Here is a 17,882-nt window from a genome sequence, read left to right as displayed (position 1 = left end):
CTTAAAATCATTTGCAATTAATAGTTTATTAGGGGTTAAGTGGAAGTCAAACAGTATTCTATTGATGACATTATTTCCAAGACAATTGAATTAAAGCCAAAGGCAGATGCCTCCATAATAAGGAAGGCCCACGGTTTTGCTGAAAGGCTTTATGCTGGAGAAAAGAATCTTGCAGGGCAGGATTTCTCGCAGCATTTGCTTAACACTGCTTTTATTGTCTCTGAATTAGGATTATACGAAGAATCAGTTGCTGCTGCCCTCCTTCATAATGTAATCTATAAAGGAAAAATGAACCAAACTGAACTCCAAAGAGAATTCGGTTCAGGGCTGGAAGAGCTTATTGAGGGATTCACAAAAATCAATTCCCTTATTGACAAAAACAAAAACAAAATTGATTACAATACCTTAAGCAAGTTAGTGCTTGCAACAGCAAAAGACATCAGGGTGCTTATAATAAAGATTGCTGACAGGCTTGATAGCCTGCGCTCAATTGAATACCTGGAAGAAAAAGAAAGAGAAGACGCAGCAAAAGAAACCCAGAACATTTATGTTCCAATCTGCCATAAGTTAGGGCTCACTGACATTAAATGGGAGTTGGAAGACTTAAGCTTTAAGGGATTGGACAAAAAAAATTACAATAAAATAAAAGAATTAGTGAAGGAAAAAAGGCCTGCAAGAGAAAGGAAACTGAAAAACATAATAAAAGAAATAGAGGAACAATTAAGAAAACAAAGGATTAGGGCTTCAATTATTGGCAGAGTGAAAAGCTTTTACAGCATCTACCAGAAAATGTCAAAAAAAGGAAAAAGCTTTGATGAAATCTATGACCTGCTTGCAGTAAGAATCATCTGCAATTCAATAAAAGACTGCTATATCGTCTTAGGATTAATTCACTCAACCTTTGAGCCTTTGCCTGACAGTTTTGATGACTATATTGCAAAGCCAAAGCCTAATGGCTACCAGTCAATCCATTCAATAGTAAAAAATAATGGAGGGCAAGTCTTTGAGGTTCAGATAAGGACAAGGGAAATGCATTCAATGGCAGAACAAGGCACTCCATCCCACTGGATTTACAAGGAAGAAGCAAAAGACAAGGACTTCGATAGAAAGCTTGTATGGGGAAGACAGTTGATGGAATGGCTGCACTCTAGCGGCAGGGCAAAAGAATTAATGGATTCAATGAGGCTAGGCTTTGAGGCAGACAAGGTTTTTGTTTTAACCCCAAAATCAGAGGTTGTGGAGCTCCCGAAGAATTCAACCCCAATAGATTTTGCTTTCGCCATACATTCAGGTTTAGGGGAAAGGATTGTGAGGGCAAAAGTAAACCAAAAAATTGTTCCATTGAATTACACGCTGCAGGACGGGGACACTGTGGAAGTGATTGCCTCAAAGAAGCCTACTGCAAAAAGGAACTGGCTTAATTACAGCGTTACACAAAAAGCCAAAAGCAAGATAATGCAGTTGCTCAAGCTTGAGCCTTTGGCTGAAAGAAAGAAAAAGGAATTAAAATTGCCCAAAAAAATGGTTGAGGCAATAAGGATAAGCAAGTGCTGTAATCCATTGCCTGGGAATGAGATAATCGCATTTCAGACAACAAAGAGAAAGATCAGCGTGCATAAGAAAGACTGCATTAACGTTGCCGGATTAAGAAAAAAAATGAATGAAATAAAAATTGACTGGAATTATGTTCCAGAAAAGGAATGCCAGTCAGAAATAAAGATAAGGGCAGTTGACAGGCCAGACCTCTTGATTGACTTATTGAATGCAATAAAAAAATTTGGGTTAAAGATTATTTCAACAAGCACAAGCACTGAGCCAAACAATGAAATCGAATGCTCTTTTCAAATAATATTCAGGAATTCAAAAGATGCAGAGAAATTAATTCAAAAAATTTACTCTATAAAAGGGGTAAAAAAAATAAAAAGGAGCTGAAAAAAGAGCAAAATTTATATTATGTAAGAGCATAATATTATCATTGAAATTAAAACAAGAGAGTGAAAAAAATGAACAGGATCAAATCTGGGGTAATAGGACTAGATGAATTGATTGGCGGAGGCTTCCCTGAAGGGAGGACAATTCTTGTCACTGGAGCCTGCGGCACAGGAAAAACAATTTTCTGCATGCAGTTCATTCACGAGGGCGCAGCAAAATATAATGAGCCTGGAATTTACGTTACTATGGATGAAAGGCCTAATTTGATCAGGGAAGATGTAATGCAGTTCGGCTGGGACTTAAGGAAGTTAGAAGAAAAAAATTTAGTTCACATAATTGACGGCAGCGTTGCAAGGATAGGCATGCCCTCAGAAGAGGAATTCAGCCTTCCAATGACAGGCTTTGACTTGGACAAACTGCTTTTGGAGATAATGAGGGTGACAAAAAGGATTGGAGCAAAAAGGGTTGTAATAGACTCCATTCCTGCTTTGGGATTCAATTTCAATGACGAGAACGAAGTAAGAAAAGCAATACTCAAATTAAGTTACATGCTGATGAGAATAGGTGTAACCTCACTGCTCACTTCAGAAGTGCAGGAAGGAGCAAACCGCTTTGGCAGGTACGAGGTAGAAGAATACGTTGTGGACGGAGTAATAGTATTGCATTATTCTGGAATTGGCGGGGGCGGCACAAACAGGACATTGCACATAAGAAAACTTAGGGCCACAAAGCATTCAGAGGACTTGCATCCTTTAACCATTACAGCCAAAGGAATTAAGGTCCACCCATTGGAAGAAGTGTACAAGGAAGGCTGAGCTTTTTATTTCTTTTTTCCATAATATTGTTTATGCAGGAAAATATAAGCGACTTAAGGAAAAGCAAGGAAAGAAACCTTCAGGCAGTAATTGAATTAGGCTTCAATCCCTATGAGTATGAATACGAGAAAAACTCTTTTACCTCGGAAGTGCATGAAAAGCACGGCTCAATAAAGGCGGGAAAAGAATTAAAGAAGCCCTCTTACAAAATTGCAGGCAGAATTATTTCATTAAGAAGCTTTGGGAAACTTGCTTTTGGAGACCTTATAGACGAAAAAGGAAAAATACAGTTCTGCGCTCGAGAAGGAGTGCTAGCAGAAAAAGAAATGAAATTGTTCAAGCACCTGGATATAGGAGACATAATTGGGATTGAAGGCACAGTATTCAAGACAAAGAAAGGCGAGCTGACAATACTCGCAAAAAAACTGAATCTGCTCACAAAATCGATTGAGGTTCTGCCAGAGAAATGGCATGGCCTCCAAGACAAGGAGCTAAGGTACAGACAGAGATATGTCGACCTTATCGTGAACAGGGAAGTGAAAGAAACCTTCATTAAAAGAAACCTTATTGTTCAATCAATAAGAGAATTTCTGAATAAGGAAGGATACACTGAAGTTGAAACCCCAATACTCCAGCCAATCTACGGCGGCGCAAGGGCAAGGCCTTTTGAGTCACTGCTGAACGAATTAAAGATTAAGGTTTACATGAGGATTTCAAATGAACTCTACCTAAAAAGGCTTATTGTTGGAGGCTATGAAAAAATATTTGAGTTCTCTAAAGACTTCAGGAACGAAGGAATTGACAGAACCCACAACCCTGAATTCCTGCAAATGGAAACAATGTGGGCTTTCGCTGATTATACCGAAAACATGAGGGTATGCGAGGAAATGATTTCTTTCACTGCAAAAAAGCTTTTAGGCAAAACGAGGATTGAGCACGAAGGGAAAAGCATTGAATTGAAGGCCCCATGGAATAAAATTACCTTCACTGAAGCAGTCAAAAAATATGCTGGAATTGACTGGGAGAAAATCAATTCACTGGAAGAAGCAAAAGAAAAAGCTTCAGCGCTCGGGATTGAAACAGCAAAATTTGAGGGCATCGGAGAAACTGCAATGAAAATCTTCGAGGAAAAAGTCCAGCCTCAGTTGGTTCAGCCGACAATTATTTATGATTATCCTAAAGAGGTTTTTGGCCTTGCAAAAACAAAGAGGGGCAATGAAAGGCTCGCTGAAGCCTTTGAGCCAATAGTTGACGGCATAGAATTAGGTCTTTCTTATTCTGAAGAAAACAATCCTGAAAAGCTGAAAGAGTACTGGAGGAAAGCAGAAGACTTCTTTAAAGGAGGAGACTTTGAGGCTGAGAGAATGGATTTGGATTTCCTGCGCGCACTAGAGTACGGCATGCCCCCAGTCTCAGGCTTAGGGCTTGGAATTGATCGTTTAACAATGCTCTTAACAAATTCTGCCTCAATAAGGGACGTAATCTTATTCCCCTTCATGAGGCCAGAGAAATAAATTAATCATACTCTTTTATTTTTGTTTTTCTTTTCAATTTCCCAAATTTATCGTATTCTTTTGTTTTTTTAATATTAGTTCGCACATTTCCTTTCTTCTCTATTCCAAATAATTTTCTTACTCCCTCTTTATCCCAAACTTTTGTTTTAGTAATATTACCACGCAAAAAAGGAAAGCCTTTTCCTGTTTTAGTAAATTCTCCTGTTTTTGAATTCCAAGTGATTTTGTCATGTATCCCAGCTATTGCTTTTCCCATCGTTTTCAAGCTTAATCTCTTCTTTATTGGCACTTGAAATCACCTCAAATTATTAGGGGATTAGGTTATTAATAAATTTATTCGTATTCTATTGTTGCAGGAGGCTTTTGGGTTACATCGTAAAGAACTCTGTTCACGCCTTTGACTTCGTTCACTATCCTGCTGGAAATCTTTTCCAGTGCATCTAAAGGGATTTTGCTCCAGTCTGCTGTCATGCCGTCAACAGAATTCACTGCCCTCAAGGAAACAATGTAATTGTATGTTCTTTCATCCCCCATTACTCCAACGCTTTTTGCTGGCAATAGGACAGCAAAAGCCTGCCATATCTTGTCATACAAATTCTGCTTTTTTAATTCTTCAATGAATATGTGGTCAACTTCCCTGAGCAAATCCAGTTTCTCTTTTGTTATTTCTCCTAAAACTCTTACTCCTAAGCCGGGGCCTGGAAAGGGGTGCCTGAACAGGAATTCTCTTGGGATTTTTAATTGCAAGCCTATTTCCCTTACTTCGTCCTTGTATAGTTCTTTGAGCGGCTCAAATACTGTAAGTTTCATTTTTTCTGGGAGCATCAGGTTGTGATGGCTTTTGATTTTTGCTGCAATCCTTGAGGCAACAGCTGACTCAATCCTGTCAGGGTAAATTGTTCCTTGAATGAGGAAGTCTATTTTCCCAAATCTTTTCTCTAATTCTAACGCCTTTCTCTCAAAGACTTCAATGAATTTCCTTCCAATGATTTTTCTCTTCTCTTCAGGGTCCTCAACGCCTTTTAATGCTTCAAGGAATTCTTTTTCTGCGTCAACCAAAAAGAAGTGCTTGAATTTCAGCTTCTTTTCATACAAGTTTTTTACGTATTCAACCTCGTTTTTTCTTAGAAGACCATTGTCTACAGAAAAGCAGAACAAATTGTCTTTTATTGCGTTGTTTGCAATTGTTGCTGCCACAAGGGAGTCAACGCCTCCAGAGACGGCAATCAATGCTTTCCTGTTTCCAATCTCTTTTCTTGTTTTTTCAATTAAATTTTTTGCAATCCCTGTAAGGTTCCAGTCTTTCCCTGCCTTGCATATCCTGAAAGCGAAATTTTTAAGGATGATTTTCCCGTTGGGCGTATGATGCACTTCAGGGTGGAATTGAAGGCTGTAAATGTTTTTGCTTTCATTGCACATTGCGCTTACAGGGCAGTTTGCTGTTGAGGCAATTGCACTGAAGCCCTCTGGCACTTTGATTACTGTATCTCCATGTGAGAGCCATACAACCTGCTTTTTTGCAAGGCCTTTGAATATTTTTCCCTCTTTTAATTCAATTATTTCCCTGCCGTACTCTTTTGCTTTTCCTTTCCTGACCTTGCCCTTGAATTCTTTTGCAATTAACTGGTGGCCGTAGCAGATGCCTAGAATTGGAATCCCAAAATAGAAGATTTTTTTGTTGCAGTACAAATATTTTGCTTCATTGACGCTTTTCGGGCCGCCTGAGAGAATTATTCCAGCAGGGCTTGCTTGTTGGATTCTTCTTATGGGGGAACTGAAAGGCATTATTTCTGCTCTCACGCCCAACTCCCTTATTTTTCTTGCAATAAGGTGGGTGTATTGAGAGCCAAAGTCTAACACTACAATCATATATAACCAATTCACTCCCAGGGATATTGAACCCATTTCTCTGCTTTTTCAACAAAATAATCCGGAACAATTATTGAGGAATGCTTGAAGTGGATTACTGCTGTCTTTATTTCCTTTGGATTAAAAAAAGCCAGGTAGTCTTTTATTAGTTTCAGGGTTTCGCCTGAATCTGCTATTTCATCCACCAACAAAATTTTTTTTCCTGTGAGGTCTACGTTCAAGCCCAAAATTATTCTTACCTCCCTTGTCCTCTTGTTTCCCTTGCGGCAATATTTTGCCCTGAGGCAGTAGACATCATTGCATTTCAGTTCAGTTGAAAGAATCCTTACCGGAATTAGGCCTCCCCTGATCATTCCCACAAGCACGTCAGGCTTGAATTCTGACTCCCTGATTTTTTTTGATAATTGCTTGCATAAGGGAATAATTTCGTCCCAGGAAACAATCAATTTTTCTTTCTTCATTTTTTTGTCATCTCAATCCTTTTACTCCAATGTCTGTCCTGTAATGCATTCCATCAAAATCAATCAATTTTATTGCTTGGTATGCCTTTTCCCTTGCCTCTTTTAGGTCTGAGCCAATCCCTGTCACCCCCAATACCCTGCCTCCGTTTGTGAGGAATTCTTTTTCTTCAATTTTTGTGCCTGCATGGAATACATTCACTCCAGAAACTGTGTGCACTGAATCAAGACCTAAAATCTTTTTTCCTTTCTCATAGCTTTCAGGATAGCCTTTGGAGGAAAGAACAACACAACAGGCTGAATTATTGCTCCAATTCAATTCTACTTCATTCAGCCTTTCTTCTACAACCGCATTCATTATTTCAGCCAAGTCTGTTTCAAGCAACGGAAGGATCGCCTGGGTTTCTGGATCCCCAAACCTTACATTGAATTCCAGCAGCATTGACTCCCCCTCCCTTATCATGATCCCAGCATAGAGAACACCCTTATATTTTATGCCTTCCTCTTTAAGGCCTTCTATTGCTGGCCTGAAAATTTGGCGGATTAATTTTTCTTTCATTTTTTCTGCTACAATTGGCGCAGGAGCATGAGCGCCCATGCCGCCAGTGTTTGGGCCTTTATCGTTGTCAAAAATTTTTTTATGGTCTTGGCTCGAAAGCATTAATTTTATGTCTTTTCCGTCAGTGAAGGCAAGCACTGAAGCTTCCTCTCCTGTCAATTCTTCTTCTATTACAATCTTTTCTCCTGCTTCGCCGAAAATTTTTTTCTCCATTATGTCTTTCACTGCTTTTATTGCCTCTTTTTTTGAGCTGCACACTATTACGCCTTTTCCTGCTGCAAGGCCGTCTGCCTTTATTACAAGGCTCTTGTAAGGATACTCGTTAATGAAGTCTATTGCCTCATCCGAGTCGCGAAAGACATCAAATGCTGCTGTGGGAATCCTTTTGTTTGACATGAGCCTTTTAGCAAAAGACTTGCTTGACTCAATCTGCGTTGCCTCTTTTGTTGGTCCAAAGATCTTCAAGCCTTCTTTTTCGAATTCGTTCACAACGCCTTCAGATAAAGGCTGTTCAGGGCCCACAACAGTAAGGTCAACACTTTTTTCTTTGCAGAAGGAAATCAATTCATTAAAATTTTTTAATTGAACATTTTCGCATTTTTGTTCTATTGCTGTTCCGCCATTCCCTGGGCAACAATAAATTCTTTCCGCTGAGCTACTTTGGGAAAGCTTCCATGCAAGGGCATGTTCTCTTCCGCCTGATCCAATTAAAATAATCTTCATTTTGAGGCCTCCTTTATTTTTTCTCTTTCTTTTGTTCTTGACTGCTCTATCTCTTTTATTGTTTCCTGGGAAACCTTTACAGGGTAATTGCCGTTAAGGCAAGCGCAGCATAATTCTTTTGTTCCAATTGCCTTCTTAAGGCCTTCGATTGTATTGTAAAGCAGGTAATCTGCTTCAATGAACTTCCTTATTTCTTCAACACTCTTGTTTGAGGCAATGAGCTCTGATTTTAAAGGCATGTCTATTCCGTAAAAGCAAGGGCACTTTATCGGAGGGCAGGTTGAAAGAAAATATACCCTTTCTGCTCCTGCATCTTTCAGGAGCCCCACAATTTTTTTTGAGGTTGTACCTCGAACAATGCTGTCATCAACAAGGATTATTTTTTTGCCTTTTATTTCTGAAATAATGGGATTTAATTTCAGTTTGACGCTGTCCTCCCTTTTTGACTGTGAACCCATAATGAATGTCCTGCCTATATACCTGTTCTTTATCAGGCCTTCCCTGCAGGGAAGCCTTAATTCTTCTGCCAGAATTGTCGCAGCACTCCTTGCAGTGTCAGGGACAGGAACAACCAAATCAGCTTCAATTCCTGTCAGCTTCCAAAGCGAGGCCAATTCCCTTCCCAATTCCTTTCTTGCCTCATAGACATCCTTTTTCTCTAGTTTTGATTCAGGCCTTGCAAAATAAACCCATTCGAACATGCAGTGAGAGGGCTCTTCATTTGAAAGAGTCTTTGAATGGACCTTAAGGAAATTGTCAATGAATACTGCCTCGCCTGGCTTGAGATTTCTTTCAACCTCAAAACCGCACGGCGTTAAAGCAATGCTCTCCGAAGCAAAAGCAAAACCATTTTCTTTGTTTTTTTTCTTGAGAAGCACTAAAGGTTTTATTGCGTGCGGGTCCCTGAAAGCTAAAAGACCTTTCCCTCCAATCAATGCAACAACAGAATAAGCTCCTTTAACCTTGGAGAAGACTTTCGAGACAGCAGAAAAAATGTCTTCAACTGAAGGGTCAGGGATAAACATCAAGGCTTCTGCAAACACGTTGAGTATTGCCTCAACATCACATGTTGAATGCAGGCACTTCTTCTTTAAATCAAATTCTTTCCTTAACTCAAAATAATTGGTTATGTTCCCGTTGTGAACAATCCCAATCCTGTGGGGGAAAGAAAAATAGAAAGGCTGCGCGTCAGTCCTGAAGTCAGAGCCAATTGTAGGGTACCTTGTATGACCTATTGCAATGTTAGCACTCAAATTTTTTAAGTCATCTTCAGAAAAAATTTGCTCTACCAGCCCCTTCTCTTTTTTTACCTTAAGGGTTCCATTGTAGGAGAGGATTCCAGCACTGTCCTGGCCCCTGTGCTGTAATCCAACCAAGCCAAAATAAAGTTCAGGCAATACATCCTTTTCAGAAATAATGCCTATAATGCCACACATAAACCCACCAAAGATAAAGAAAATATGTGGAAAAGAGTTTTAATACCTTTTATCTGACAATTGTATCATTTCTCTCAGAGCCATAAGAAATAATTTTGATTGGAACACTCAATTTTTCTTCAATGAAATTCAGATAATTTTTTGCTTCCTCAGGCAGTCCAACAAAACCTTTTTTTCTTGCAGAAAGCTTTTCCTTTTCACCCAAAACAAAACCTTCAAATTCTACATAATTAGGTTTTGTTTTTTCAAGCATCGCAGTATAGGGGGGAAACTCCTCTATTTTGCCGGCATTAAATGAATAGGACTCTGCAACCATTAATTTTTCCATTCCATTCAATACATCAAGCTTTGTTATTGCTATTTCATCAAAGCCGCTCAGCCTCGAGCTGTAACGCAACAAGGGCAAATCAATCCATCCAACCCTTCTCTGTCTCCCTGTCGTTGTCCCATACTCAAGCCCTTTCTCTATCAAGTGCTCTGCTTTTTCCCCGAATAATTCTGTGGGAAAAGGCCCTTCGCCCACCCTTGTAGTATAAGCTTTCACAACCCCAATAATTCTATTAATTTTTTTGGGACTCAAGCCAATTCCAGTGCAGGCTCCTCCTGCTATTGGGTGAGAGGCAGTAACATAAGGGTAAGTTCCAAAAGAATTGTCAAGCATTGTTCCCTGCGCGCCCTCAATCAGAACATTCTTATTTTCTCTCAGCGCCTTATTAACTTCAATTGACACATCCCCTGCATATTTCTTTAATTGCTGGCCCAAAGAATTGAATTCTTCAAACAACTCGCTTTCAGTGAAGGGAAGCTCTTGACCAAAAACTTTACCAAAAAACTCAGAGTAGAAAAAATAGTTTGCTGCAATTGTTTCCTTCAGCTTCTTTTCTTCAATCAAGTCAGAAAACCTTATGCCTGACCTGAAAGCCTTATCTGCATAGCACGGCCCAATGCCCCTGCCTGTAGTACCAATCTTTTTTTCTTTCAGTGAAGAGTCCTTTGCTGAATCCATCATGCAATGATAGGGCATTATAATTTGCGTCCTGAAATCAATGCACAGGTTCGGCTCAAATCCCTGTTCCCTTAAGGCCTCAATCTCTTTCACTATCACCTTCGGGTCCAGTACAACGCCTGCCCCAATCAGGGACCTCTTGTTCCTTATTACACCTGAAGGAAGCAAGTGCAATTTGAATGTCTTGCTTTCCACAACTACTGTATGACCAGCATTATTGCCTCCCTGATACCTTACAACAAAATCAGCTTCCCCTGCAAGAAAGTCAATTATCTTCCCTTTTCCTTCGTCGCCCCACTGCGACCCAACAACAAGAGTGCTCGGAATACTAACCCTTCCATAATAAGTTGAGAAAAATTTTTAAAGCTGATCTGCCTTTTTAAAATATGAGGTACTATTTATTCTCAAATTTAAAAAGGCCTAAAAATAAAACTTCTAATTATATTTATAAAGTTGCAAAAGGCGCTGATAAAAGATCTGAATTTGGAAGAAGAACAAGGCATTTGATGAAGCTTCCAAAAACAACCTTAATAAAAAAATTGAAAGCCATAAATTACGATGTTCTCTTAGCTGAAATAAAAGGGAAAATAATTGGGCATACGGCATTTCAAAGGCACGGCAATTCTTTGCATGTTTTTTCTGTTTATGTATCAGAAAAATATCGTGGTAGAGGCTATGCCCTAAAAATAATAGAAAATTTTATTCAGAAAGCAAAGTCCGTTAAAAACATAAATTGGGTTAAGATAAGAGCAGTAAAACACGAAGCAATAAAAGAAATAATTCAAAATCTAAAATTAAAAGAAAAGGAATTAGGAATAAAAATTGTTGATGAAAGAGAAGGCTGGATTAAAATAAAATAAAATGGTGGGAAGAGCGGGATTTGAACCCGCGACACCACGGTCTCTGCCCAATCCTGAGCTTCAGCTTCACATAAACCAAACCAAAATAATGACTTGAGTCTATCGTGTGCTCTCCCGAACTGAGCTACCTTCCCGTATAATAAAAATATTGGCTGTGAAATCAATATAAAGTTTATTATTCAAAGGGCATTCAAGGCTTTATTTAGTTTATATGGATTTGAAAAACCTATTTCTTTAAGCCATTTTTCAAGGTTTTTCCTGCCATTTAAAGGAATTTTATAAGCAGGATAACGCGACACCTTTGATTTGTAGCCCCATATTTTTGCCACTTTAAATCCTTGTTTGTTCAAAATATTCCTTAATTGACTGGCTAAAAATCTGCTTGTTGTAGTTATTTCAATAGAAGGATAATTTGGTGAACCGGGTTTATTTGCAGTGAAAACTGAACCATCAGTATCAGCAATTCCCCTAATAGTGTGCCTCAACAACCCCCAATCAGAAGCAATTACGTCAGGTATTTTAACTTTGTAACATTTGCCTAAATTGAAAGGCAAACTAAATTTTTTAATAAGTCTCTCTACGACCTCTTTAGAGTAAAATCTTAATCTTAGCCCGCCAGCCCTCTTTCTTATTTGTGGAGATTTATTCCATGTTTTTTTGATAAGATTAGAGAGATAACCAAAATATTTTTTATCTGTTTGAATATTGCCCGTAACCCCAACATAATATTTAGGGCCTTTTTTGTGGATGTGACCATCACCGATTATAGCACCTATAAGTTCACATTCAGAAGCATTAATTTCTTCATTCATTATATAATTAACATTTTTTCTCTTTTTAAAAGAAGCCGCAAGCACATTTCCCTTGAATTTTTTTATTAATGCTTGTAGACCTGTTTGGCAGTATAGTTCTTTAAAATCTTTTCAGTTGGAAAAAAAATTGGCTTGGGGATATTGTTTAAAGGAAACCATTTCCATTCAGTTATTTCATCTGGCTCCATTACTTTGGGTTCACCCTAAAAGTCTTCACAAAGCAATCCAATGGTTATGAAGTGCGCATCTGTTACCCTGTCGTTTGTAATGCTTACAATCCTTAATTTTTTCTTGTTCAATTTAATTCCTGTTTCTTCCAAGACTTCCCTATATGCACCTTCCTCAAAGCTTTCCCCGAAATCAAGCTTTCCCCCGGGCATTGTCCAAGTGCCTTCTCCGTGCAGCAGGCTGTCAGCCTTTTCTGGGTCAAGATGCCTTTTACCCAAAAGCACTTTATTGTTTTTCAGAATCATTACGCCAATGCCTACCCTAACACCTTTCTGCTGCTCCATTTTTCCACTCATTATAATTTATCGAGCCCGCCGGGATTCGAACCCGGGACCCTTGGCTTACATGTGAAAGAAAACAAAAATAATGCTTGCCTTTCCTAAAAGGCCAATGCTCTGCCAACTGAGCTACGGGCCCAATTATGGGATTTAATAAATTGGGTCAATATGTTATTTTTAAATTTACCTTTATTGTATCCCCTGGAAACTTTACCTAAAGTAAAACCTATTCTAGAAGAAAAGTTAATGTAATTGTTTTTATTCCTGCGTATACTTAAATAGTAAACTTCGTGTGATTTTGTTTTACGGCAGCTTACTTCAAAAGAATTGTGCAATTCAATCAAATCATTAATCATCTTTTCACTCTTAGAGCTCGCGCTCAATTCTCCGTCATAACAAATAGCCCCTTCGTCATCCCAAAAAGCTTTTAGAAAAGCAGCTTTTATTTTTTTGTTTGCATTCATAATTTGGAATGGAACACCAATATTTTCTTTAGTGCTGAACGAGTTAGAATATTGTTTAAGGAAGCTCCAAGTTTTTTTCGAGTAAAATTGTACACCAAAATATTTTGTTTTCCTGTAAAAAACTCTTATCTTTGCTGGATTTAATCCAAACAATTTGAACATCAATCTCTTGAAATTTCTTATTAATCCAAATGAATAGTTGGTGTAATCAATCCTGTACTTTGAGTTAACTGGTTTCTGGACGCTTCCATCAAAAAATAAGTGCCCTAAAATAGTTGCTAACTCTTCATTTAATTCTGGTTTCTTTATTTCCTTTTCAACAGCATATTTTTCTGAAAATCTTTTTTTGTTTAATTCTTCATTTTCTATTAATTTGACCAATTTTTCTGTGGGAAGTTTGATTTTCCTGGCGTACTTATAAACAGTGGCACTGCTAAGGTTCAAATACCTTGCAATCTTTTTGTACGCAAGGCCCTCTCTTCTTAATTTAACTATTTCACCAATTCTGTTTTCAGATAAAAGCATATAATAAAAATAGATTTTTTCTGTTTAAAAACAAGAACTGAAGTAGAATGCCTGTGAAATCATTTTTTCCTTGCTTTCTTTTTAGCTTTTCCTTTCATGGGCTTTGCTTTTTTCTCTGAGGGGATTTCCTTGATTCCGTTCATGTAAGGCTGCAGGACTTTAGGCACTTTTATTGTGCCTTTCTCTGTCTGGAAGTTTTCAATTATTGCCCTGAGAGCCCTCCCTGTGGCTATTGCAGTGGAATTTAATGTGTGCACATACTCCTTGTCCATTGAATTCTTTTTCCTATACTTTACATTCAGCCTGACTGCCTGATAGGAAGTGCAATTGCTTCCTGAATGAACCTCAAAATATTTCTTCTCTCTTGGGCTCCAGGCCTCAATATCATATTTTTTTGCTGCAACAATCCCAATATCCCCAGTGCAGACAGCAACAACCCTGCAAGGCAATCTGAGTTTTTGAAACAAGGATTCGGCATTTGAAATCAATTCATTAAAATATTTCCGGCTTTCCTCAGGCCTGCAGAATACTACCTGTTCAACCTTGTTGAACTGATGCACCCTGAAAAGGCCTCTCTCATCCAGGCCGTGCTTTCCAACCTCCTTCCTGAAGCAGGCGCTCAAGCCAACATACTTCAAGGGCAATTCTTCTTCTGGGAGGATTTCATTCATGTGCATTGAAATAATTGGGTGCTCTGCAGTTGCAATCAAATACTTGTCTTCATTCTCAATTTTGTACATTACGTTCTCAAAGTCATCCAAAGAAGTAACCCCTTCATAAGGCTTTCTTTTTATTAAGAATGGCGGCAGAATCAAGGAATAACCCTTCTTCACCAAAAAATCTATTGCATATCGCTGCAAAGCCAATTCCATTAAGGCCAATTCGTTTTTCAGGATGTAAAAGCCAGTTCCAGAAATCTTTACTGCCCTCTCATAATCAGCAAGATTTTTTTCTGCTGTAAGCAAGCCGTGGTGCTTTAATTCAAAAGAGAACTTCTTTATTGAACCAAAGCTCTTTATCTCCTTGTTGTCGTTTTCATCTTTCCCAAAAGGAACATCTTCCTCAAGCAGGTTAGGCAATTTCATCAAGGCAGAATGATTCTTTTCCTCCAATTCATTTAATTCTGCTTCTGCTTTCTTGATTTTTTCAGGGAGCTCTTTTGCCTCCTGCTTTAATGCACTAATATCCTTTTTCTGCTGTATTGCTTCAGTTATCTTCCTTGAAATCTCATTCCTCTGCCTTCTGAGCTCTTCCACGTCTTGAAGTATAGAGCGCCACTTCATGTCTGATTCAACTAATTCGTCAAGCATTTTGAGGTATTCTGGATTCTGCCTTTTCCCTAAATTCTTTTTTACGAATTCGGGATTTTCCCTAACCAATCTTATGTCAAGCATTAGATTCACTCGTTATTAATAAAAATTGAAAAGCAAACAATAAAATTATATGGTAAAAGAAGTTGCAGTTTTAAGACTTGGGCACAGGATTGAGAGAGACAAAAGGGTTTCAAGCCACTGCGCCCTTGTTGCAAGGGCTTTAGGGGCAAGAGAAATAATTTTTTCAGGCGAAGAAGACAAGAAATTAATTGAAAGCATAAAAGATGTTGTAAATAGGTGGGGCGGCAAATTCAAGGTTTCCTATTCAAGAAGGCATGAAAAGGAAGCAGAAGAATACAAAAAGAAGAAATTCAAAATAGTTCATTTGACAATGTACGGGCTTGCAATCCAGAAAGAAATCAAAAAAATAAGAAAACACCAAAAAATTATGGTAATTGTTGGGGCAGAAAAGGTGCCAAAGCAATTCTACAAATTAAGCGACTACAATGTCTCAGTCTCAAGCCAGCCCCACTCAGAGATAGCCGCCCTTGCGGTTTTCCTGCATGAATTGTTCAAAGGAAAGGAACTGGAGAAAAAATTTTCAAAGCCAAAGATTTCAATAAAGCCAAGCATAAAAGGCAAAGAATTCATAAAATACAAAAAATAGGGAATAAAAACAAAAGAATACTATTTATATAATTAATTAGATAGAAGATAATTATGAAAAAAAGCAAAATGCTCGAGCTAAGCCTCACAAAGGAATTTCTTGAGAATATTGCTGGAAAAGAAGCAATAAAGCTCGTAGGATTTTGCAAAAACAAAAACAAAGGCTTCACAGACGAGGAGGTTGCAAAAAAACTCAATGTAAAAATAACAGAGGTAAGGGCAATACTCAACAGGCTCCATTACAGAGGGGTTGCCTGCTACCAGAAAACAAAAAACGAACAGACCGGCTGGTACTCTTACACCTGGGAGATAAAACCCAAAAGGATAGCAGAGCTAATACTTGAATCACAGACAGAAGAGATAGACAAATTAGAGAAAAAAGTGGATTTTGAAAAAGACTATGTGTTCTTTTCATGCAAAGAGAAATGCGATAATGTTCCATTCGAGGTTGCAGTGCAATACCAATTCAAATGCCCAAGATGCGGGAAAAAACTGAATTCAATCGACAACAAGAAAAGATTAAAGGAAATGAAGAACCAAATAGAATTAATAACAAAAGAATTAAAGCAGCTGCAGAAAAACATCTGAAAAAACACATCATGTTGGACAAGGTTTTGTGCCAAAAGAACAAGAAAACTAAAGAAGAAATAAAGAAAATATACTGAAATAATATTAAAACAATTCAAGAAATCAATAAAAAAAATAAAGTATGAATAAAACAAAAAAAGGAGGTTAAAACTGCTTTAAAAGCGGGGTGGGGCAGCCAGGAGTGCCCGTCGGGCTCATAAAAAAATTTATTATTGAGCAACCCGAAGGTCAAAGGTTCAAATCCTTTCCCCGCTATATCTGCCTTTTCAAAAGGATTCCTCAGCTTTAAAAAAAGCCCGAAATAGGCACTTAAACATAAAAGCGGGCAAAGCAAAACATAAAATAAAGTAAATATATATAACAATCTATTTTTTTAAGTCTGCAAAAAAAATGTCGGTCTATGACGCACATCAGAAACTACAAAGGCTAACTTTTAGTAATAGCGTGTTGCCGTAAAAATCCGCGTCAAAAAAACTGTCATGGTGAAGTTTCAAACCCTTATTTAAAACACTTACTTTTGGCGCAATATTTATGAGCCTCATGCTAACTCTTTAGTTCCGCTAATAATATGCTTCTAGAACTTAATGAAAACTGTATAAAAATAGTACCTAAAAACAGTACAAAATAGCTATGTAAATATTATAATGAATAATCATTAATGTAAAATATTTAGGTAATTACTATAAATAATATAATTTATCATTAGTTTTGCTTTCATCTTTTTTTGAGATAAATTTAAATAGAAGTAATGATATTATTATTCTTGTATGGGAATTTTTGATTTTTTTTCAAGGCTGTTCGGCCGAAAGGAGAAGAAGGTTTCTTATACAGCAGAGAAGATATACGAAGTAGAAGAAAAGAAAACCAAAAAAGAGCATATAATCTCTTTGTGGGATTACCTCAAAATAATTGAAAATACCCAAGCATTCCATATTCTAAGTGTTTTGGGTTTTAATGAATGGGTTTCAATGGATGAAATAAAGAGGCGGGTTGAGGAAGTATTCAAAGTAAACTACAAGAATGACAGGAGCCTTTACCCTTACATAAAAACACTTGTCGATATGGGGTTCCTCGAGGCAATAAGTGCCGGGGGAAAAAGACGGTGGAGGAAGAAGGATTTAATAGTAAAGATTGAGTTAGAAAGCGAAGGGAAAAAAGAAAAAGAAGTTATTCCTTTAAAGAACTATAAATAGAATAAAATTGTTTTAGCTTTGGCGATTTGTTGTAAACTTGTTTGAACCAGTAAGAGTTTATTATTTTTTGTGCTGCTTCAATAACATTTTTTTGGTGGGTTTGGTTCAGTTTTTCTCCTGCTATGACAGAGTTCTTCATTTTTTCTAGCTCTGAGTGCAGTTGGGAGAATTCATTCGACGGAGTTGTAATATAAGTTCTGTCAACCCAGTCCTCCAAAGCCTTGACAACATGCTCTTCCTCTAGGTCTTTTTCATTCAAATAGTATACTGCCTTCCAGTCTCCTTTGGTGATCCAAGCATGGGCCGGATTCCTCCCTGTCTTGAAAAAATTAATTAGCTCCTGGAATTGATTTGGCTGTATTATTACACAGTTTTTTCCCTGCTTTATGTAAGGGCTTTTTGAAAGAACGCCGTGCCTCATATAATTGTAGGTTTTTCCGTTTGATTTGGTTACTGTCTGGGAATAGCCATATAAAGCGCGGAATAGTTTTTGGTAATTGTAAGAAGAATGTTTTATGTTAGAAGGGATAATGAACTTATATTGAATGAAATATCCTTTTACAGACACCCTCTTCACTTCCAGTAATAATAAATTATTGGGCTTATGTATATAAAATATTATTGTTTAATTAGATAAAACTGA

At 37.7% G+C, this 17,882-nt stretch carries 18 protein-coding genes, 3 tRNA genes and 1 pseudogene; 8 read left to right on the top strand and 14 right to left on the bottom strand.

Annotated features, from left to right (window positions below; genetic code table 11):
• The first annotated feature begins 39 nt into the window (after positions 1-39).
• The 3 genes from AB1467_04920 (at position 40) to lysS (ending at position 4,261) form a co-directional block, all read left to right on the top strand.
• Positions 40-1,932: a RelA/SpoT family protein gene (locus tag AB1467_04920; protein ID MEW6295605.1), complete on the top strand. Its 1,893-nt coding sequence runs from the start codon at positions 40-42 to the stop codon at positions 1,930-1,932.
• Positions 1,933-2,003: 71 nt separating this feature from the next.
• A complete protein-coding gene (locus AB1467_04915) occupies positions 2,004-2,747 on the top strand; it encodes an ATPase domain-containing protein (protein MEW6295604.1) in 744 nt (247 codons plus the stop codon).
• A gap of 32 nt (positions 2,748-2,779) precedes the next feature.
• Positions 2,780-4,261, top strand: coding sequence for a lysine--tRNA ligase (gene lysS, locus AB1467_04910; protein MEW6295603.1), 1,482 nt, complete (start codon positions 2,780-2,782; stop codon positions 4,259-4,261).
• Position 4,262: 1 nt separating this feature from the next.
• Here lysS and AB1467_04905 read toward each other — a convergent pair whose 3' ends face one another.
• From AB1467_04905 to AB1467_04880, 6 genes are read right to left on the bottom strand one after another with little or no spacing between them, the layout of a single operon-like run.
• Complete coding sequence (locus AB1467_04905) at positions 4,263-4,550, bottom strand: hypothetical protein (GenBank protein MEW6295602.1); 288 nt, start codon at positions 4,548-4,550, stop codon at positions 4,263-4,265.
• A 44-nt stretch (positions 4,551-4,594) separates the two neighbouring features.
• Entirely contained in the window at positions 4,595-6,130 is a 1,536-nt protein-coding gene (gene guaA, locus AB1467_04900; protein ID MEW6295601.1) for a glutamine-hydrolyzing GMP synthase, read from the bottom strand.
• A gap of 11 nt (positions 6,131-6,141) precedes the next feature.
• Positions 6,142-6,591 carry a phosphoribosyltransferase gene (locus tag AB1467_04895; GenBank protein ID MEW6295600.1) on the bottom strand — a complete coding sequence of 150 codons (450 nt, stop codon included), beginning with the start codon at positions 6,589-6,591 and terminating at the stop codon, positions 6,142-6,144.
• A 7-nt stretch (positions 6,592-6,598) separates the two neighbouring features.
• Complete coding sequence (gene purD, locus AB1467_04890; protein ID MEW6295599.1) at positions 6,599-7,870, bottom strand: phosphoribosylamine--glycine ligase; 1,272 nt, start codon at positions 7,868-7,870, stop codon at positions 6,599-6,601.
• Positions 7,867-9,306 carry an amidophosphoribosyltransferase gene (purF, locus tag AB1467_04885; GenBank protein ID MEW6295598.1) on the bottom strand — a complete coding sequence of 480 codons (1,440 nt, stop codon included), beginning with the start codon at positions 9,304-9,306 and terminating at the stop codon, positions 7,867-7,869. Before purF ends, purD begins: the two co-directional genes overlap by 4 nt.
• A gap of 49 nt (positions 9,307-9,355) precedes the next feature.
• Positions 9,356-10,639 carry an adenylosuccinate synthase gene (locus AB1467_04880; protein MEW6295597.1) on the bottom strand — a complete coding sequence of 428 codons (1,284 nt, stop codon included), beginning with the start codon at positions 10,637-10,639 and terminating at the stop codon, positions 9,356-9,358.
• Positions 10,640-10,698: 59 nt separating this feature from the next.
• Here AB1467_04880 and AB1467_04875 point away from each other — a divergent pair, with 59 nt between their 5' ends.
• Positions 10,699-11,172 (top strand): GNAT family N-acetyltransferase, encoded by a 474-nt coding sequence (locus AB1467_04875; protein ID MEW6295596.1) that lies wholly within the window; start codon positions 10,699-10,701, stop codon positions 11,170-11,172.
• 2 nt (positions 11,173-11,174) lie between these two features.
• Here AB1467_04875 and AB1467_04870 read toward each other — a convergent pair.
• From AB1467_04870 to serS, 7 genes and pseudogenes are all read right to left on the bottom strand, one after another.
• Positions 11,175-11,306, bottom strand: a tRNA-Phe gene (locus AB1467_04870).
• Positions 11,307-11,351: 45 nt separating this feature from the next.
• A complete protein-coding gene (locus tag AB1467_04865; GenBank protein MEW6295595.1) occupies positions 11,352-11,984 on the bottom strand; it encodes an LAGLIDADG family homing endonuclease in 633 nt (210 codons plus the stop codon).
• A gap of 65 nt (positions 11,985-12,049) precedes the next feature.
• Complete coding sequence (locus AB1467_04860) at positions 12,050-12,172, bottom strand: hypothetical protein (GenBank protein ID MEW6295594.1); 123 nt, start codon at positions 12,170-12,172, stop codon at positions 12,050-12,052.
• A 15-nt stretch (positions 12,173-12,187) separates the two neighbouring features.
• Entirely contained in the window at positions 12,188-12,496 is a 309-nt protein-coding gene (locus AB1467_04855) for an NUDIX domain-containing protein (protein MEW6295593.1), read from the bottom strand.
• 22 nt (positions 12,497-12,518) lie between these two features.
• Positions 12,519-12,629, bottom strand: a tRNA-Lys gene (locus tag AB1467_04850).
• Between the two features lie 742 nt (positions 12,630-13,371).
• Positions 13,372-13,479: pseudogene (locus AB1467_04845) on the bottom strand (helix-turn-helix domain-containing protein).
• Between the two features lie 59 nt (positions 13,480-13,538).
• Entirely contained in the window at positions 13,539-14,873 is a 1,335-nt protein-coding gene (gene serS, locus AB1467_04840) for a serine--tRNA ligase (GenBank protein MEW6295592.1), read from the bottom strand.
• 49 nt (positions 14,874-14,922) lie between these two features.
• Here serS and AB1467_04835 point away from each other — a divergent pair, with 49 nt between their 5' ends.
• From AB1467_04835 to AB1467_04820, 4 genes are all read left to right on the top strand, one after another.
• Positions 14,923-15,459, top strand: a complete 537-nt coding sequence (locus AB1467_04835; GenBank protein ID MEW6295591.1) for a tRNA (cytidine(56)-2'-O)-methyltransferase — start codon at positions 14,923-14,925, stop codon at positions 15,457-15,459.
• Between the two features lie 53 nt (positions 15,460-15,512).
• Positions 15,513-16,046, top strand: a complete 534-nt coding sequence (locus AB1467_04830) for a hypothetical protein (protein ID MEW6295590.1) — start codon at positions 15,513-15,515, stop codon at positions 16,044-16,046.
• Positions 16,047-16,206: 160 nt separating this feature from the next.
• Positions 16,207-16,301, top strand: a tRNA-Met gene (locus tag AB1467_04825).
• Positions 16,302-16,813: 512 nt separating this feature from the next.
• Complete coding sequence (locus AB1467_04820) at positions 16,814-17,239, top strand: hypothetical protein (GenBank protein MEW6295589.1); 426 nt, start codon at positions 16,814-16,816, stop codon at positions 17,237-17,239.
• Here the strand turns inward: AB1467_04820 and AB1467_04815 are convergent.
• Positions 17,214-17,807 carry a hypothetical protein gene (locus AB1467_04815; protein MEW6295588.1) on the bottom strand — a complete coding sequence of 198 codons (594 nt, stop codon included), beginning with the start codon at positions 17,805-17,807 and terminating at the stop codon, positions 17,214-17,216. The two genes, AB1467_04820 and AB1467_04815, sit on opposite strands and share 26 nt — an antisense overlap.
• Positions 17,808-17,882: the final 75 nt, after the last annotated feature.

This window comes from Candidatus Diapherotrites archaeon (genome assembly GCA_040755695.1).
GTDB lineage: Archaea > Iainarchaeota > Iainarchaeia > Iainarchaeales > 1-14-0-10-31-34 > JBFMAK01.
This window is presented reverse-complemented; position numbering and strand designations above follow the sequence as displayed.

What these genes read in the sequence shown, in the direction of transcription:
- AB1467_04915 (MEW6295604.1), top strand. Translation starts at nt 2,004, where the DNA reads ATGAACAGGATCAAATCTGGGGTAATAGGACTAGATGAATTGATTGGC.
- lysS (MEW6295603.1), top strand. Translation starts at nt 2,780, where the DNA reads ATGCAGGAAAATATAAGCGACTTAAGGAAAAGCAAGGAAAGAAACCTT.
- guaA (MEW6295601.1), bottom strand. Translation starts at nt 6,130, where the DNA reads ATGATTGTAGTGTTAGACTTTGGCTCTCAATACACCCACCTTATTGCA.
- AB1467_04895 (MEW6295600.1), bottom strand. Translation starts at nt 6,591, where the DNA reads ATGAAGAAAGAAAAATTGATTGTTTCCTGGGACGAAATTATTCCCTTA.
- purD (MEW6295599.1), bottom strand. Translation starts at nt 7,870, where the DNA reads ATGAAGATTATTTTAATTGGATCAGGCGGAAGAGAACATGCCCTTGCA.
- purF (MEW6295598.1), bottom strand. Translation starts at nt 9,306, where the DNA reads ATGTGTGGCATTATAGGCATTATTTCTGAAAAGGATGTATTGCCTGAA.
- AB1467_04875 (MEW6295596.1), top strand. Translation starts at nt 10,699, where the DNA reads ATGAGGTACTATTTATTCTCAAATTTAAAAAGGCCTAAAAATAAAACT.
- AB1467_04865 (MEW6295595.1), bottom strand. Translation starts at nt 11,984, where the DNA reads ATGAATGAAGAAATTAATGCTTCTGAATGTGAACTTATAGGTGCTATA.
- AB1467_04860 (MEW6295594.1), bottom strand. Translation starts at nt 12,172, where the DNA reads ATGGAGCCAGATGAAATAACTGAATGGAAATGGTTTCCTTTAAACAAT.
- AB1467_04855 (MEW6295593.1), bottom strand. Translation starts at nt 12,496, where the DNA reads ATGGAGCAGCAGAAAGGTGTTAGGGTAGGCATTGGCGTAATGATTCTG.
- serS (MEW6295592.1), bottom strand. Translation starts at nt 14,873, where the DNA reads ATGCTTGACATAAGATTGGTTAGGGAAAATCCCGAATTCGTAAAAAAG.
- AB1467_04835 (MEW6295591.1), top strand. Translation starts at nt 14,923, where the DNA reads ATGGTAAAAGAAGTTGCAGTTTTAAGACTTGGGCACAGGATTGAGAGA.
- AB1467_04830 (MEW6295590.1), top strand. Translation starts at nt 15,513, where the DNA reads ATGAAAAAAAGCAAAATGCTCGAGCTAAGCCTCACAAAGGAATTTCTT.
- AB1467_04820 (MEW6295589.1), top strand. Translation starts at nt 16,814, where the DNA reads ATGGGAATTTTTGATTTTTTTTCAAGGCTGTTCGGCCGAAAGGAGAAG.